Annotated in this window: 18 protein-coding genes and 1 pseudogene; 9 read left to right on the plus strand and 10 right to left on the minus strand. The window is 63.3% G+C overall.

The genetic code is table 11. The features are described 5' to 3' along the window. Positions 1–15 precede the first annotated feature (15 nt). The 10 genes from C0Z18_RS32950 to C0Z18_RS12800 form a co-directional block, all read right to left on the minus strand. Complete coding sequence (locus tag C0Z18_RS32950; protein WP_158244230.1) at positions 16–171, minus strand: hypothetical protein; 156 nt, start codon at positions 169–171, stop codon at positions 16–18. Between the two features lie 293 nt (positions 172–464). Beyond that, positions 465–800: a hypothetical protein gene (locus C0Z18_RS12760; RefSeq protein WP_102645782.1), complete on the minus strand. Its 336-nt coding sequence runs from the start codon at positions 798–800 to the stop codon at positions 465–467. A 101-nt stretch (positions 801–901) separates the two neighbouring features. Beyond that, on the minus strand, positions 902–1,339 hold the full coding sequence (locus C0Z18_RS12765; protein WP_102645783.1) for a DUF411 domain-containing protein: 438 nt from the start codon (positions 1,337–1,339) through the stop codon (positions 902–904). Between the two features lie 46 nt (positions 1,340–1,385). Next, positions 1,386–1,910, minus strand: coding sequence for a protein-disulfide reductase DsbD domain-containing protein (locus C0Z18_RS12770; protein ID WP_102645784.1), 525 nt, complete (start codon positions 1,908–1,910; stop codon positions 1,386–1,388). Positions 1,911–1,923: 13 nt separating this feature from the next. Beyond that, positions 1,924–3,087 (minus strand): protein-disulfide reductase DsbD family protein, encoded by a 1,164-nt coding sequence (locus tag C0Z18_RS12775; protein WP_102645899.1) that lies wholly within the window; start codon positions 3,085–3,087, stop codon positions 1,924–1,926. A gap of 15 nt (positions 3,088–3,102) precedes the next feature. Beyond that, positions 3,103–3,627, minus strand: a complete 525-nt coding sequence (locus C0Z18_RS12780; protein ID WP_102645785.1) for a TlpA disulfide reductase family protein — start codon at positions 3,625–3,627, stop codon at positions 3,103–3,105. A gap of 16 nt (positions 3,628–3,643) precedes the next feature. After that, the gene (locus C0Z18_RS12785) at positions 3,644–4,297 is read right to left on the minus strand and encodes an SCO family protein (RefSeq protein ID WP_199189443.1); all 654 of its coding nucleotides are present in this window, start codon (positions 4,295–4,297) and stop codon (positions 3,644–3,646) included. An 11-nt stretch (positions 4,298–4,308) separates the two neighbouring features. Beyond that, on the minus strand, positions 4,309–4,767 hold the full coding sequence (locus tag C0Z18_RS12790) for a c-type cytochrome (RefSeq protein ID WP_102645786.1): 459 nt from the start codon (positions 4,765–4,767) through the stop codon (positions 4,309–4,311). Next, positions 4,760–5,659, minus strand: a complete 900-nt coding sequence (locus C0Z18_RS12795) for a WD40/YVTN/BNR-like repeat-containing protein (RefSeq protein ID WP_146014002.1) — start codon at positions 5,657–5,659, stop codon at positions 4,760–4,762. The genes C0Z18_RS12790 and C0Z18_RS12795 overlap by 8 nt, the downstream gene beginning before the upstream one ends. Positions 5,660–5,924: 265 nt before the next feature. Further along, positions 5,925–6,350 carry a hypothetical protein gene (locus C0Z18_RS12800; RefSeq protein WP_146014003.1) on the minus strand — a complete coding sequence of 142 codons (426 nt, stop codon included), beginning with the start codon at positions 6,348–6,350 and terminating at the stop codon, positions 5,925–5,927. Between the two features lie 425 nt (positions 6,351–6,775). Here C0Z18_RS12800 and cueR point away from each other — a divergent pair, with 425 nt between their 5' ends. From cueR to C0Z18_RS12845, 9 genes and pseudogenes are all read left to right on the plus strand, one after another. Beyond that, positions 6,776–7,261: a Cu(I)-responsive transcriptional regulator gene (gene cueR / locus C0Z18_RS12805; RefSeq protein WP_102645789.1), complete on the plus strand. Its 486-nt coding sequence runs from the start codon at positions 6,776–6,778 to the stop codon at positions 7,259–7,261. Positions 7,262–7,282: 21 nt separating this feature from the next. Beyond that, positions 7,283–7,645 (plus strand): hypothetical protein, encoded by a 363-nt coding sequence (locus C0Z18_RS12810; RefSeq protein WP_146014004.1) that lies wholly within the window; start codon positions 7,283–7,285, stop codon positions 7,643–7,645. A gap of 246 nt (positions 7,646–7,891) precedes the next feature. Next, positions 7,892–8,140: a DUF2933 domain-containing protein gene (locus tag C0Z18_RS12815; RefSeq protein WP_102645791.1), complete on the plus strand. Its 249-nt coding sequence runs from the start codon at positions 7,892–7,894 to the stop codon at positions 8,138–8,140. A 205-nt stretch (positions 8,141–8,345) separates the two neighbouring features. Further along, a complete protein-coding gene (locus C0Z18_RS12820; protein ID WP_199189444.1) occupies positions 8,346–8,951 on the plus strand; it encodes a cytochrome c biogenesis CcdA family protein in 606 nt (201 codons plus the stop codon). Positions 8,952–9,219: 268 nt separating this feature from the next. Next, complete coding sequence (locus C0Z18_RS12825; protein WP_158244231.1) at positions 9,220–9,894, plus strand: peroxiredoxin family protein; 675 nt, start codon at positions 9,220–9,222, stop codon at positions 9,892–9,894. 273 nt (positions 9,895–10,167) lie between these two features. Further along, complete coding sequence (locus C0Z18_RS12830; protein WP_233217294.1) at positions 10,168–10,815, plus strand: peroxiredoxin; 648 nt, start codon at positions 10,168–10,170, stop codon at positions 10,813–10,815. A gap of 575 nt (positions 10,816–11,390) precedes the next feature. After that, positions 11,391–13,641, plus strand: a pseudogene (locus tag C0Z18_RS12835) (heavy metal translocating P-type ATPase). A 69-nt stretch (positions 13,642–13,710) separates the two neighbouring features. Next, positions 13,711–14,664 carry a hypothetical protein gene (locus C0Z18_RS12840; protein ID WP_146014005.1) on the plus strand — a complete coding sequence of 318 codons (954 nt, stop codon included), beginning with the start codon at positions 13,711–13,713 and terminating at the stop codon, positions 14,662–14,664. A 56-nt stretch (positions 14,665–14,720) separates the two neighbouring features. Then, the gene (locus C0Z18_RS12845; protein ID WP_102645794.1) at positions 14,721–15,335 is read left to right on the plus strand and encodes a class I SAM-dependent methyltransferase; all 615 of its coding nucleotides are present in this window, start codon (positions 14,721–14,723) and stop codon (positions 15,333–15,335) included. Positions 15,336–15,551 lie beyond the last annotated feature (216 nt).

Below are 15,551 nucleotides of genomic sequence, written 5' to 3' on the forward strand. Positions count from 1 at the left end.
CGTTGCGATCGCCGATTATCGCCATGCCCGCATCGCGTCAAAACACGGCCGTGACGTACCCATCATGCCGAAGTGCATCACGGCCATGCCACCGACGCCCAGAACGGCGAGAAGCCCGATCACTGCAAGCACGATGACGATGACCTTCAGAATCCACGAGGTGCTATCCATAGGTCTTTCCTCAACGTTTCGGGTGCGCCGTCTTCAATCGGCGCACCTTGCTTGCGCGTCCGCCCAGCGCAATGCCGATGATGTCGGGCTGAGTGGGCCATCGCTCGATCGATCGGTGATGGCGACGGCGAGTCGTGCCGGTGGTTCCGTCGGTTCATCAACCACACCATGACCGCCATCGACAGAGGGCAGATCAGCACCGGCGAACGGGATCAGCCCCAGGATCTCCCTATGGAACTAAGGCGCAGCCCAGGAGCCGACGGTGGCGCTCCCAGGTCGAAGGTGCGCGCGAGTCAGCGCTGTGGCGAGTTTTTCACCCGGTCGGCGTACTTGCGCATGATGTTGCTCATCGCCTGCAACATGTCCGCGTGCATCAGCATGGCGTCCTTGCCGCTCAGGTATGTGCCGCTCATCGGGCAGCTACCCATGCCCATCATGCCCATCATGCCCATCCCGCCTTGGCTCATCATCCCCATTCCGCCCTGGCCCATCGTGCCCATGCCGCCCGAATGCATCGTCGGCGGAGCCGTCTCCTGTGCGGCGGACGAATTGTCTGCCGCCTCGGCGAGCCCGGTGAATCCCACCGCAACGGCGATGAGAACGGAAAGGGGGAGTCGTTTCGTGTTCATGTCGTGTTCCTTCGAATCCTCAGGGATTCAGTTGGGTTGAGTGAGCATGTCCTGGGCCGCCGTGTACCGCACAACCGGCCGGCGTGCAGCGGCCACGCCCATCAGAAGGTCGCGAAGACCCTCGGCGCGGACCCGGACTCGAGGTAATAGATCTTGAGTGGTCCCGAGCGCGCGCCGGGCATGCCAGGAGCCCCGGTGGGCATGCCGGGCAGCGCGATGCCCTTGGTAGCGGGATGCTGCGCCAGCAGGCTCTTCACGTATCTCGCGGGGACGAGACCTTCGACCACGTAGCCGCCGACGATCGCCGTATGGCATCCCTCTAGGCTCTCGGGCACGCCGTATCGCTGGGCGACCGATGCCAGGTCTTCCGTATTGACTGTCTTCACTGTGAAGCCGTTCGCCGCGAGGTCTTTCGCCCAGGCATCGCAGCATCCGCAACTCGGGTTCTTGTACAGAGTTACGGGTATCCCGGCGGCCATCGCGGGCAATTGCACGCCGATGGCGAGTGCGGTTAGCAGGGCTAGTTTCGGGTAACGCATGATTTCATTCCTTCATCGTGATGGGGGGACGGGTCGATTGTCCGGTTCAGGTTCGATTCACCGATGCGACGATATTCGCAGGCGGCAGGCAGATGCCCTGCGTGCTGCAGGCTTGCACGTGCACGACGATGCGATGCATCGGGAGGCTGGGGGGCAGCGAAAATGGAATCACCGTGCCGTCTTCGTAGACCTGGATGTGCTTGCCTTCGAGTACGACGCCGCTGTCCTTTCCGGGCGGATAGACGGCCTTTGCTTCTTGCGGCGAGCCATCGCCTTCGATCGATAGCGTGGTGGGAATGAGGTATTCGAGCGACGCCGGATTCGCATTCACGTGCCAGCCGGCGGTAATGTGCAAGGTCAGCGTGGCTTGGCGCTCATGCTCGGCGACGCTCGCGCTCACATAGTTCGACGAATTGATCATGCCGCTGCTGCCCGCAACGACGGATGCCGGTGCGGGCTTCGACGAACCGAACTGTAACGATCCGAACTGCGACGAAGCCCAGAGTGCGACACCCGCCAGCACGGCCGCGGCCGCCGTCGCGGCGAGGATGCGATTGACGTTACGTTTCACCGTCGGTTCTCCTTTATTTGAGCGTATTCAGCACATCCGCGAGACTGTCGCTCGTGAACAGCCCGGAAAAGCTGTGCACCTCGCGGCCGTCGCGATCGAGCACAGCGAGGAATGGCAGGCCCGCTCCGCCATAAGAGGCGAGCAGACGCTCGAGCGCCGGGTCGGGACGCGTCAGGTCGACCTGGAATGCGGCGATGCCGTGCCGGTGAATCGCCTGGACGATGGGATCGGACCGGTACACGGTGTGCTCGAGGATCTTGCAATTGAGGCACCACTGCGCAGTGAACTCGACGACTGCCGGTCGCCCGAGCGCCGGCAGCAACGCGGCATCGCGGTCGTGCAGCTGCTGCCACGGAATCGCCGGAGAGAATCCGAAGCTCGCGCCGACGTAGACCGAAGCTGCGGCCACGATGCCGATGACCGTCACGGCGCGGCGCGAACCGGCGTCCTTGCGGCGCGCGAAGATTGTCACTGTCCAGGCCAGCATGCCTGCGCCGAATGCGATCGAGAGCGGCGTTTCCCAGGCCGGAGGCAGGACGCTGCGGATGAAGAAGAGCGCGGCGCCGAGCAGTATCCAGCTGAAGCTTTGGCGTACCACGTCGGACCAGGCGCCTCCGCGCGGCAGGCGCTGGATCAGGGCGGGCCGGAGAATCAGAAGAACATAGGGCGACGCGAGCCCGAGACCGATCGACACGAAGAGCGCGACGATGTTGGGCGCGGGCTGGGCAAGCGCGAAAACCAGTACGCCGCCCAGGAGCGGGCCCGTGCACGGTGTCGACAGCAGCGCGCATATCAGGCCCGAGATGAGGGGCTCGAGAAATCGTGCACCGTGCATCGACGCGAGCGTGGAGGGCAGGCGCAGGCCGTGCCAGCGGAAGTTCACGATCGCCAGCCCGATCAGCAGTGCGCTCAGCAGGATCAGCAGGATCCGCGATTGAAACAACACGCCCCACTGCAAATGCAACAGCGCCGTCGCAAGCCCGAGGGGCGCGAAAAAAAGCACCGACCCTGCAGCGAACAGGACGGCCGACGTCAAGCGCGCACTCAGTTGCCCGCCCGTTTCGCGCAGAATCGCGCGAACCTTGAGCGGGATGGCCGGCAGCACGCAGGGCGTGAGGTTGAGCAGCGCGCCCGCACCGAACGCGAGCAGGATTTGAGCGGTCAGCATCGTCGACATATCGGTGTGCACTCGTCAGGCAGGCTGGGCGAGCGCCTGCTCGATCAGGCGGTGGAAAACCTGGAAGTCCGGTTCGCCGAGGATGCGCTTCAGGATTCTCCCTTGCTTGTCGACTACGAAGGTGGTGGGCGTCATTTCCACGTCGTAGAACTTCCGCTCGAGGCTCCCGTCGGCGTCGATCGTGACCTTGAACGGCAATTGCCGGGTCCGGGTGTAATTCCTGACGTACGCCGGCGGGTCGTATTTCATCGACACCGCGACGAAATCGAAGTCCGGTCCCTTGAACTTGTTGTACGTCTCGATCATCTGCGGCATTTCCTTGACGCAGGTCGCACAGCTCGTCGCCCAGAAATCCACGATGTACACCTTGCCGCGCAGATCGCGCGTCGTGAGCTTCTCGCCCGACAACAGGACGAACGTCGCATCCGGCACGGACTTCGTCCGGCCCAGCGCCAGGTAGGCCGAAACGAGGAGAACGACGACCGCGAGCGCGGCCGCAATCTTGGCCAACGAAAGCCGGAATCCCTGATTGACTGTCATGTCGTGCTCCCTGATTTCATTCCAGCAACTGGCGCATATCCGCAGCGAGTGTCTGCGCGTCCACGCCGCTGTCTTCGAGCACGCGGACGGCACCACTGCGGTCGAACAGGAAGACATTGCCGTTGTGCATGATGGTCTCGTCGCCTGGCTTTCCGGACGGGCCCGCGACGACTTTCATCTGGCTCGCCGCCGCCCTGAGTTCGTCCGGCGTGCCGCGCAGTCCCAGAAAGCGCGGATCGAACCCGGTCACCCACTTCGCCAGGACGGGCAACGTGTCGCGCATCGGATCGGCGGTCACGAACAGCACTTGCACCTGATCGGCTTCCGTTCCGAGAAGCTGCATGGCGCGCGCGAGCTGGGCCATCGTCGCCGGGCACTCGTCCGGGCAGTGTGTATAGCCGAAGAACAGGGCAATCACCTTGCCGCGGAAGTCCGTGAGCGTACGGCGCCTGCCGGTGTGATCGGTCATCGCGACCGTCAAAGTCATCGGGGCGCCGCTGATGTCAGTGCCCTTGAAAACCGGCTTCCGACTGCATGCGAACAGGAGCATTGCCGCAGGTACGACCAGGAGCCGGTGCAACGCGGCGCGCCGGGTGTCGAAGCGTATCGGGTGGATGACGCGCCGCGGCTCGCGGTCGCGGGATCGAGGCGAAAAGATGAACGATGTCATGAAGTTCCTCGTCAGCGCGCTTCTGGCGGAAACGGCTCCCGCCGGCTTTCCGTACGCTGGAAAGCTCTCTGCTCAGGCGTCCACATGGTCTTGATGTATTCGATCACGCTGCGAATCTCGAGTGGTGTCAGTTGGGTGCCGAAAGACGGCATGGTCAGGCAGCTCGTCTTGTTGAACGGATCGCGCCAGCCGTCGTGGACGAGCCGGTAGAGCATGCCGTCACCATGCTTCCATGTGTGGCCGCTCGCGTTGTGCGGCGGTGGGGGCATCTCCCCTAGTGCGTCCGGCCGCTCCCAGTTTGGCGCCCCTTCGCCGTGGACGCCGTGGCAGGAAGCGCAGTTCTGCCGGTAAATCGCTCGGCCGGCCGTGATCTGGTCGAGACCTCGCGAAAGCGCAGGCGTCGCACCGGCGTCGGCCCAGGACGCGAGCGCGAGCAATCCAGCTGCGGCGGCACGCGACGTCTTAACCATCGAGTCGCTCCCACGTGCCGGCGTGGTCCCGGCTGCGATATACCGCTGCGCCTCCGGCCGCATAGAGCACGCCGTCCGGCGTGACCAGCAACGCAGTAAGCGCCGGGCCGGGGGCATTGAGACGTGTCCATTGTTCGCCGCCATTCGAGCTCAGCAGGATTTCCTTGCCCGTCGCCGCATAGATCTGCTGCGGCTGTCGCGGATCGTAGGCGACGGCGTTCACCTTGCCGTCTAGCCCGCCGGCATTGCGCCAGCCGCAGAAACAGTCCATCGAGCGCCGCACGCCGCTGGCTGTCGCCGCGAACAGCCAGCCAGTCTGCATGCTGCCGGGCATGTTTGAGTGAATGAGCTGCAGGATGGCTTCTCGCGGCCCCCGATCCATCAACCGCCAATTCAGGCCGCCTTGTCGGCTTCGGAAGATTCCGCGTCCGGCCACATAGACGTATACCGTGTCGGCCTGATCGGCATGCACGGCCACTGTTTCGACGGAACGGCCCGGCAACCCTGCGTTGCGACCTTCCCAGCTTCGGCCGTCGTTTCCGCTTCGCAGGACCCCGAGGCCCGGCCCGCCTACATAGACGAGACCGGCTTGCCGTGCCGTCGTCGCCATGGCGGAAATGCGGCCGTGCGCGCCGGGTGGCAATGCGATCCGCGTCCAGTGCAGACCGTCGTCGGCGCTCCGGTAGAGCGTTTCGGCGGTGGCCTTCAATAGCACGTGATTCTGCGCATCGAACCCCAGTGCGACGATCGGGGCGCTCGTCGTATGGGAGGCATCCGCATTCGCGGCGTGGCAGGTAAGCAAACCGACGAGGACGGCGACGGCGCCCGCGGCGCCGGACAGCATCTTGCGCCGCGCCGGGACGGGGCGCGGACGACTTTCATGGCATGTCATCCAAGAACTCCACGAAAAACGGTCGATCTGCCGACGATCCCTTGTGCGTCGGAATCGTGCCGTGACATCGCCTGCGACGATCGATCGGCAAATCAGATTCGGCACGGCGCGCGGGTTTTCCGCTCGCGCGCGGGTTCGGGCAAACATGGCTGTTCCGCAGCGATGGGACGCGGCGAATGGCGTACCTCGGGTACGGCGATCGTCAAGGATGAACCTACGCCAGATGACGACGGCACGTCAGCGCCACGCTACGGAAGGCGTGAGGTCAGGCGAGTCGAGGTGGGCGCAGAAGCGTCTGCGGGAAGTCCTGCAGGACGAAATGTGCAGCGATTCGGGGGTATTTGAAGCGCTGGTACGGGGAATCCAGGAGGCCGGCTGCAGTGCTGAACACCGGCACCGTGAGGCCGCATGCCGCAGCGGCTTTGCAGAGTTGGCCGGTCGGCGCATGGCGAGTAGCATCCGACCGCTGGCAACTCGTCATCATCGCCATCGCATCCAACGTCGCATGGGCGGGGCATGCCTGCGGCGCTGACCATGACGTGCCCGTTTGCGCCAGGAAGGCGACGCAAACCAGCAGCGGCAGGAGGAAGCGTAGTGTGGCGCGCATGACGACGTTTAGAGGGGAGCCCAATCGGACCATAGACAGGCTCAATATATCAAAACTGAGCGCGCCGTCCACCGGTATCACCACGTTGCGGGAAATCCAGGTCGTTGGGCAAGTGCACCTAGCACCACTATCCCGCCCCTCGATCAGCCCTTGATGTGTCCCCCAAGGCGCACTGGAAGGTTGGTTGTGACCGGCGCGCAAGCGTATGCCGAGCTCCCCATCTGACTGCGGAGCTCGGCCAATATGGCACTGCACGTTTGACAGGGGGCCGCATGGCGAGTGGTGGGCCGGTGCCTTGCACAAATACGCTGGCGCGAATTTTGTGCATTACCCCTGCTGAAATGTCAAAGCGGTCATATGGAATTTTGGTCACGCCCCGGGAAAATACCTTGACATTCCAGTCATTGGATCGTCTAGATTGAAATCGTATGAAATGTGGGGCGTCCCGCTCATCAGGAGATGATGAAGGTCGCATCGTGGACGGGAATACGGCAATATCGAGGTGTGCCATGAACATCGGGCAGGCTGCCAACGCATCGGGCGTTTCCGCCAAGATGATCCGCTACTACGAGAGCATTAATCTCGTGCAAGCAGTCGGACGAACTGAAGGTGGATACCGAATCTACGGACAGAACGATGTCCAGGTGCTGCGCTTCATTCATCAAGCACGCACGCTTGGCTTTCCGATCGAACAGATTCGGCACCTGCTCGCGCTCTGGCAGGATCGCGACCGTGCGAGCGCGGAGGTCAAGCAGATTGCCATGCAGCATATCGCCGAACTCGATGCGCGGATCGAGGAGTTTCGCGAGATGCGCGGGGCGCTCGCATACCTTGCTAGCCATTGCGCAGGTGATGAGCGGCCGGCATGCCCGATTCTCGAATCGATTGGCGGCGATCAAGACGCTCGGAAACTCGCCCATCGACACGCGCGTCTTTCAGCAACGCCAGCCTCGCCGAACTCCCACAACCGAGCGTCGGGAGCCGAAATCGCTTAACCAGATCTTGAGGACCGGATCGTGAAGTGGATGGTCAAACTGGTGCTGAGTTTTCTGATCGCGTGGCTGCCCGTCGCGGGCTTCACGGCGCCAGCACTGCTTTGCCCGGGTCATTCGTCGCCTGTCTCCACTTCGCAGGTCGTGGCGTCCTACATGACAGCGCCGATGACCGATATGCATGCCGCCGCGCCTGGCGCGTCGCAGCACCATCAGCCCAGCTGTCAAAGCAGCGCGGGTATGCTGTCCTGCGCCATTCTCGCGATTCCCTCGGAGACGTCTATTCCCGTCCCCGCGACGTCTTCGTCCACGTACGCGCACCGCAACACCCCCCTGGCATCGCAGTTCATTCCTGAGCTGCCTCAACGCCCGCCGCAAGCGCTCTAACTCCCCGCTGTCTCCCGATCGGACACCGCAGTCGCGGTTCGATCGTGCTCGCCATTACGCGTCGGTTTGACGATTTCGCGACGAACGCGGGGGCGCCCGCGATGCAGATGCACGGCGAAATGATGAAGGTGATGGGCGACATCATGCTCAAGTACGCCGACAAGATCCAGACCATAGCAACGAAATTACCTGGCGTCCGCGTGACGCGGATCGTTGAACAGCTTTCGAATCTCGAGGAGTCTCATCATGAAATGCACGAAAACCATGCTTGTTACGGGTGCCGCCGTGCTTGCCGTTCTGGCAGGCGCCTATTTTGCTTTGCCGCAGTTCCGCGCGCTCATCGTAAGTGCGGGACCGTACTTGCTGTTCCTGCTTTGTCCGCTGTCGATGCTCTTCATGATGAAAAGCATGAACTCGCATAGCGATCGCCGATCGTCGTCGGACGACTCGGAAAACGGCCGTCAGCCTTCGAACGAGTCGCATCTGAAGCGCTGACCGGCGGCGTCGGAAGCCGAGGCGAATGCGCGCCGCATGTCATCGCGTCACGGCTTCGTCGCCGGCACCGCCATCGCGGGCGTCGCTGGCTGGCTGCGCACCAGGCATCGGACGCGACATACGAACGTATCGCCGGCGCACGCCGGCTACAGGACCGCAAGATGGAAACCAGTATTTTCTTCGGGGGGCGGTCATCGCCGCGTTTATGGCCGGCATGCTCGCGTTGTTCGCGCCGTGCTGCATCTCTGTCATGCTGCCGGCCTATTTCGCCAGTTCGTTTCAGAATCACCGCAAGCTGGTGGCGATGAGTTTCGTGTTCGCGGCCGGGGTGGCGACCATCATCCTGCCATTGGTCATGGGGGCGGTCGCGCTACGGCAGCTCTTTGTTTCGCGCCACCTGTTCGTGTATCTGGCCGGCGGTCTCGTGATGATCGGCATGGCAGGTTTCACGTTGCTGGGCGGCAAGCTGCAACTGCCAATACCCGGTCGTCGCGCGACGACGCACGCGGGGCCGCTCGGCATCTACTCGCTCGGTATGTTCTCGGGTGTCGCCAGCTCGTGCTGCGCACCGGTGCTCGCCGGCGTGATCGCATTGTCGAGCGTCGCTCCGTCCGTTGCGCTCGCGATGGGGCTCGGGGGGCGTACGTGTTCGGCATGGTGGCGCCATTGTTCGTCGTTTCGCTGTTGTGGGATCGAATCGACTGGCGGTCGAGCGGACTGTTTCGCACGAGGCATATCACGTGGCGGATTGGTTCGCTGCAACGTACATTGTCAGCGTCGATGCTCGCAAGCGGGCTGCTGCTCGCCGTGATGGGCACGGCTACTGTGTGGATCGCGTTCGCCGACCAATCGATGCCTGCGCCGAGTCACTGGGCGCTGATGCTGTCGGTCAGGTTGCAGCACCTCGGCGAGCTCATCACGACCGCCCTTTCGGTAGTTCCGAACTGGGCGGCCGCACTGGGCCTCGTGATCGCGGTAAGTGCGCTGGCCGTGCGAGCGCGCGCAGTGGCATGGCCGGGAGCAGCAAGAGAAGCAAGGCAACATGCAACAACCGAAGCGTAACTAACGCGGAGGAGAACATGAAACAGATACACGCAAAGCCTGTCCCGGAAGGCCAAACCGGATCTCGGCGAGTGCTCGTGCTGTCGGTTGCCCTGGCGATCTTGATCGCGCTGGTGGCGGCGATCTTCTGGGTGCATGCGCAGCAGGAAGAGGGGCTTGGCGGCCCGTTCGGCCAACTCGCCGGCAAGTATCGGTTTCAGGTAGGCAATCCTGGCCCGGGGCAAATTGCACCGCCGATTCGGTTGATGAGCGCTACCGGCAACGCCTTCGACCTGACCAGCCTGCGCGGCAAATCCGTGCTGCTGTATTTCCAGGAAGGCGTGACGTGCCAACCTTGCTGGGATCAGGCGAAAGACATCGCGGCCCACTTTGACCAGTTCCGCTCTCTTGGCGTCGATGCAGTCGCCACGATTGCATCGGATCCCGCAGATGTGCTGAAGCAAAAAGCAACCGACATGTCGTTGTCGTACCCGGTGCCTTCCGACACCGATCTTGCTGTGTCGTCGGCCTATCACGCGAACGGCTACGGGATGATGGGACGCAGTCGAGATGGCCACACGTTCGTGCTCGTCGGTCCCGATGGGCGGATCCGGTGGCGCGCGGATTGCGGTGTCGCCCCGGACTATACGATGTACCTGCCGATCGCCAACCTGATCGCCGACATGCGGCAAGGCATGCGGAACGCAGGGTGAGGCGGATATGAGATCGCTACGAGTTACTGTGCTGACGCAGGAAGATTGCGCGTCCTGCACCGACGCCATCGCGATACTCGGCCGCCTCTCAGCCGAGTATCCATTGGCGATTGAAACTGTATCTTTTCAGTCCGCGGAAGGCGAAACGCTTGCCGTCAAGGGGGGCATCCACTTTCCGCCAGGCGTTCTTACCGTTTCGCCGCGCCGAAGCGCTGGCGCGAGTGGGCGGGCGCGGGCCTCGTCCAAGCATTCATCGTCGCGCTGTATGCCGAGATGTACGGCTTTCCGCTCACGATCTATCTGCTGTCGGGATTCCTCGGTATCGATATCCAGCGCACTCCGTTCGCAGGGCATCTGTGGGCGATCCTGTTCTCTCACCCGAAGGATTTCACGCCGGTATGGACGACCGAGCTGGGCTACATGGCCGGGCTCAAGCCGGAATTCGACAAGCGCAACACGAAGATCATCGGACTCTCCGTCGACCCCGTCAGCGATCACCAGCGATGGGTGAAGGACATCGAGGAAACGCAGGGTCACGCGATCAACTATCCGCTGATTGGCGATGTCGACCTGGCAGTCGCGAAGCTGTACGACATGATCCATCCGAACGCGAGCGGCGGGCCGCGCACCGCGGTCGACAACGCGACCGTGCGCTCGGTGTTCATCGTCGGGCCGGACAAGAAGGTCAAGGCGATGTTCGTGTATCCGATGAGCGCGGGCCGCAATTTCGACGAGGTGCTGCGCCTGCTCGATTCGCTGCAGCTGAACGCGAAGCACACGGTCGCGACGCCGGTGAACTGGAAGCCGGGTGACGAGGTCATCATTCCGACCTCGGTGTCGGACGACGACGCGAAGAAGAAGTATCCGCAGGGCTTCAAGACCCTGAAGCCGTACCTGCGCTACGTGAAGCAGCCTGGCTAGAGCGGTATGGGTGGGCCGCAGAGACTGCTTCGCGGCCCCGCTCGAAACCGGTTCTATCGACGATGCGCCGAGGCGTAATTTAACGGCATGCGCCTCGCGTGCGCTGTGCCAGGACTTCGAGGGATAAAGCGGTCGTTCGCCCAGGAGCCGCCGTCGCAAGTCGGCAAGCCGATCAATAGATGGTGAAACGCTTTCGCTTCACGGTGATTTTAACCGGCAGGCTTGACGTTCCCATTGCTGGAGTGTCTATCCTGTATTGAGCGGAAGTCCCGCGCGTCGCGGGAGGACTCCGCGGCACCCCGATTCCGGTCGGTGGCGGTGCCGGTCGCGCGGTCCGACTGAATCAGGTCGCCCGATGCACATTGATGGAGGTAGCCTCAATGAACAGACCGCACGATAGCGCGATGGGCCATCACGGTGACCGCGGCACGCATACGTCGAAAAATCACGATGAGCACGGTCAGTGCGCATATTGCAGCACCAACGACGTACGCGACTCTGAGCAGGCCGGGGCCTCGGATCTCGATGAAAACCTGAAAAACACGACCTCTTCGCTGAAGGACCCGGTTTGCGGGATGACGGTGGCGGAGGACACACCGTTCCAGACCGGAGACGGCGGCGACCGGTACTATTTCTGTAGTGAGTCGTGCCTGCAAAAATTCGAAGCGAATCCGGAGCGCTATGCCGGCCCTCATCGAGAGGAACTGCCAAACGACACCCCCGACGGCGCGATCTATACCTGTCCGATGCATCCGGAAATCCGGCAGGATCATCCGGGGCATCGTCCAAAGTGCGGGATGGCGCTCGAGCCGCTGGTACCCGAAACAGGGCGATGAAGACAATCCCGAACTCGCTGATTTTCTCCTGCGGTTCTGGTGGACATTGCCATTGTCGGTCGCCACGTTCCTGCTCGCGATGTTCGGCCACAGGTTCGGCTGGTTCCATCAATCGATGCAGAACTGGGTGGAATTGGCACTGTCCGCGCCCGTGGTTCTGTGGGCCGGTGTGCCGATCTTCACGCGATTCGCGCAGTCGCTGATCCACCGCAGTCCGAACATGTGGACGCTGATCGGGCTCGGCACCGGTGCGGCGTTTGTCTACAGCGTCGTGGCGACTGCGGCGCCGGCCGCCTTTCCGCACAGCTTTGTCGTAGGCGGCAGGGTTGGCGTGTATTTCGAGGCCGCAGCGGTCATTCTGTCGCTGACGCTGCTCGGGCAGATCCTCGAACTGCGGGCGCGCGCACAAACGTCGGCCGCGATTCGGTCGCTGCTCGAACTGGCACCCAAGACCGCCCGGCGCATCCTGGTAGACGGAACGGAAGAGGACGTGCCGCTGGCCGACGTACGTCCGGATGACGTCTTGCGGGTGCGGCCGGGCGACAAAGTCCCCGTCGACGGCATCGTCGTGGTCGGCGCCAGCGCGCTTGACGAATCGATGATCACAGGCGAGGCAATACCGGTGACGAAGCATGTGGGCGACCACGTGATCGGCGCGACGCTGAATACGTCAGGCACCCTCATAATCCGCGCGGAAAAGGTTGGCTCGCAAACAGTCCTCGCGCAAATCGTCCAGTTGGTCGCACAGGCGCAGCGTTCCAAGGCGCCCATGCAGCGCATGGCCGACAAGGTGGCCGGCGTGTTCGTGCTGGCGGTGGTCGCGATCGCGCTGGTGACGTTCATCGCGTGGGGCGTCCTGGGGCCGCAGCCGAGCTGGGTATTCGGATTGATCAACGCCGTGGCGGTGCTGATCATCGCGTGTCCGTGCGCGATGGGGCTTGCCACGCCGATGTCGATCATGGTCGCGAACGGCAAGGGTGCGTTGAATGGCGTGCTGTTCCGCGACGCCTCCGCGATCGAGCAGTTGCGCAAGGTGAACACCCTTGTGGTTGACAAAACCGGGACGCTGACCCTGGGGCGCCCGACGTTCGCGGACACGATCGGCTCGAACGGCTACACCGCTGATGACGTATTGCGGCTTGCGGCGAGCCTGGATCAGGACAGCGAACATCCGCTTGCCGCCGCGCTCGTCTCGGCAGCATCGGAACGCAAGCTCGCACTGGGGCAGGCAGCGGACTTCGTGGCGCTGGCCGGGTCCGGCGTGCGCTGGTCAGTTGACGGGAAGAAGCTCGCACTCGGCAACGGCGCACTGATGCGTGAAACGGGAGCCGACGTCTCGCCGCTTTCAACGCGTGCTGATGCGCTGCGCGCGCAGGGTTCGAGCGTCATATACCTGGCGGTGGACGGCACGCTCGCCGGTTTGCTGGCGGTCTCAGATCCGATCAAGGAAACCACGGCAGAGGCACTTGCTGCTCTCCAGGAAGCCGGCATTCGGGTCGTTGTCGCGAGCGGCGACGCGATCGCGACCGTCAAGGCCGCGGCAGATCGGCTCAAGATCGGCGAGTATCACGGTGAGTGCAAGCCGGCCGACAAACTGGCGCTGGTGTCGAGGCTCCAGAACGAAGGGGCCGTCGTCGCGATGGCCGGGGACGGTATTAACGACGCACCGGCGCTCGCGAAAGCCGATGTCGGTGTCGCGATGGGAACGGGCACGGACGTCGCAATGCACAGTGCACAGGTGACCCTCGTAAAGGGCGATTTGCGCGGCATCGCACGGGCGCGCGCCCTGTCCGAAGCCACCGTACGCAATATGAAGCAGAATCTGGCATGGGCATTCGTCTATAACGCGTTGGGCGTGCCGCTTGCGGCCGGCGTGCTTTATCCGCTAACCGGCTGGCTGCTGTCGCCGATGATTGCGGCGCTGGCGATGAGCCTGAGTTCGGCGTCTGTGATCACGAACGCACTGCGACTGAGAAGCGTCAGCATCTGATGCGCGCGACCAGACGTTTTCGGACGACGATGCGATCGATGATGTAAACAAGAGGCGGGGAGATCGAAGATGGAACGAACAACCGGGATGCATGGTTTCACGCGCCGCCGCTTCCTTTGCGCGCTGGCGGCGTCGCTCGGGTATTATGGCGGCCCGGCTGCTGCGGGCGCGCCCGCGGCTCGACAGCAAAGGCGATACCAGATCGACATCGACGACGTCGTGCCGAGGCAGGGCGTCAACACGAGAATCGTTTTCGGCGACGCGATTCGTCGGCTGATGGCCGCAGGCGCGCTCGATCCCGACAAGTATCGCGCCGTCATCGGCACCCAAGGGCACCTTCCGGCCTGGGTCGAGCGCCTGTTCGCCGCGCCGTCGTCGTCGCCGATCGTGTTCTCCGCCGAGAACGCGCCGTATTTGCTTAATCTGCTCTGGCCGCTCGGCTTGTCGACGCGCGCAGACTTCAACCAGCACAGCCCGATCCGCACCATCCGGCTGCCGTCGTTTGCCAGCACGAGCGGCTGGACGCTCGGACACGCGAGCAACGGCTACGTCTATTTCGACCAGATCGACGCGGTGCGTCTGACGCCCGCGCAGGAAGTGAAAGCGCTCGAAGTGGCGACGAGCACCTATCGACCCTGTTGCGACAACCCGACTTTCTTTCAGGACTGCAATCATGGTTCGGCCCTGCTCGGCCTGATCGAGTTGGGTGCGTCGCAGGGCGCGTCGGTGGACCTGCTCTTTCGCATCGCGCGCGTGGCCAATTCGTACTGGTTCACGTCGCAGTATGCGATGACGGCGATGTATTTCACGTACGTTCGCCAGCAGCCGTGGCGTACGGTGCCGGCTCGGCTTGCACTCGGCCCGGACTATTCATCGGCGAGCGGGTGGCAGCGGAATGTAGCCGACGTGCTGGAGGATAAGAAGGTATCCGGACCGCCGCCGCGGCAAGCGCCGGCGTCGTGCGGTATGCCAGGCGGCAACGATGCCCGATCGGCCGCCCCGCATATCGTGCGGCGGGAGTAGAGCGAGCAGGTCGAAGCCTGCCGCCGAATCTGGCGGCATCGAAGGGGGAGCAATAGATGGGCATCTATGGACGCTACATTCTTCCGCGGCTCTGCGATTTAGCGATGCGCAACGCAATGCTGGCCCCGTACCGTGTGCGCGTCGTCGGGGGCGCGGCGGGCCGCGTGCTCGAGATTGGTTCAGGCTCGGGCCTGAATCTGCCGTTGTATGGCGATAGGGTGCGTGGCGTGTTGGCACTGGAGCCATCAGCGGAACTGGCGGAGATGGCACGCCGTCGCGCGGCGCACGCTGGCACGCCGGTTGATTTCCTGATGGCGTCCGCGGAACGCATTCCCCTTCCGGACGAGAGTGTCGACACGGTTGTGAGCACCTGGACGCTGTGTTCGATCCCGGATGCCGATCGTGCGCTGCAGGAAATTCGGCGCGTGCTGACGCCGTCGGGACGGTTGCTGTTCGTCGAGCACGGTCTTGCACCGGAGCCGGGCGTGCGCCGCTGGCAGGACTGGCTGACGCCCTCATGGTGCTGCATCAGCGGCGGCTGTCATTTGAACCGTCCGATCCGAGCGCTGATCGAGCGTGCTGGGTTGGGGATCGACCAAATCGGTACCGGGTATGCACCGGGGCCCAGATGCTTCACTTACTTCTACGAGGGCATTGCGCGGAAAGAATGAGCGACGGTCAACCTTGAACGCGTGCGGTATGTCGTCAAGCGGGATGCCATAGCCGACGATATCGCCCCGGTCGTCGTACTCGATATCGGGCATCGCCCCGAGCATCGGCGTGTCGCTCGCTTCAGGCCACCCGAGCGCGATGCGTAGCGTTTGCCTCGAGACAGCTTTTCCCTTCGCGAACTCGCGAAGCAGCACGACAAAGAACTGCGCAGAACC

Source organism: Trinickia dabaoshanensis (assembly GCF_002879885.1).
In the GTDB taxonomy this organism is placed as follows: domain Bacteria; phylum Pseudomonadota; class Gammaproteobacteria; order Burkholderiales; family Burkholderiaceae; genus Trinickia; species Trinickia dabaoshanensis.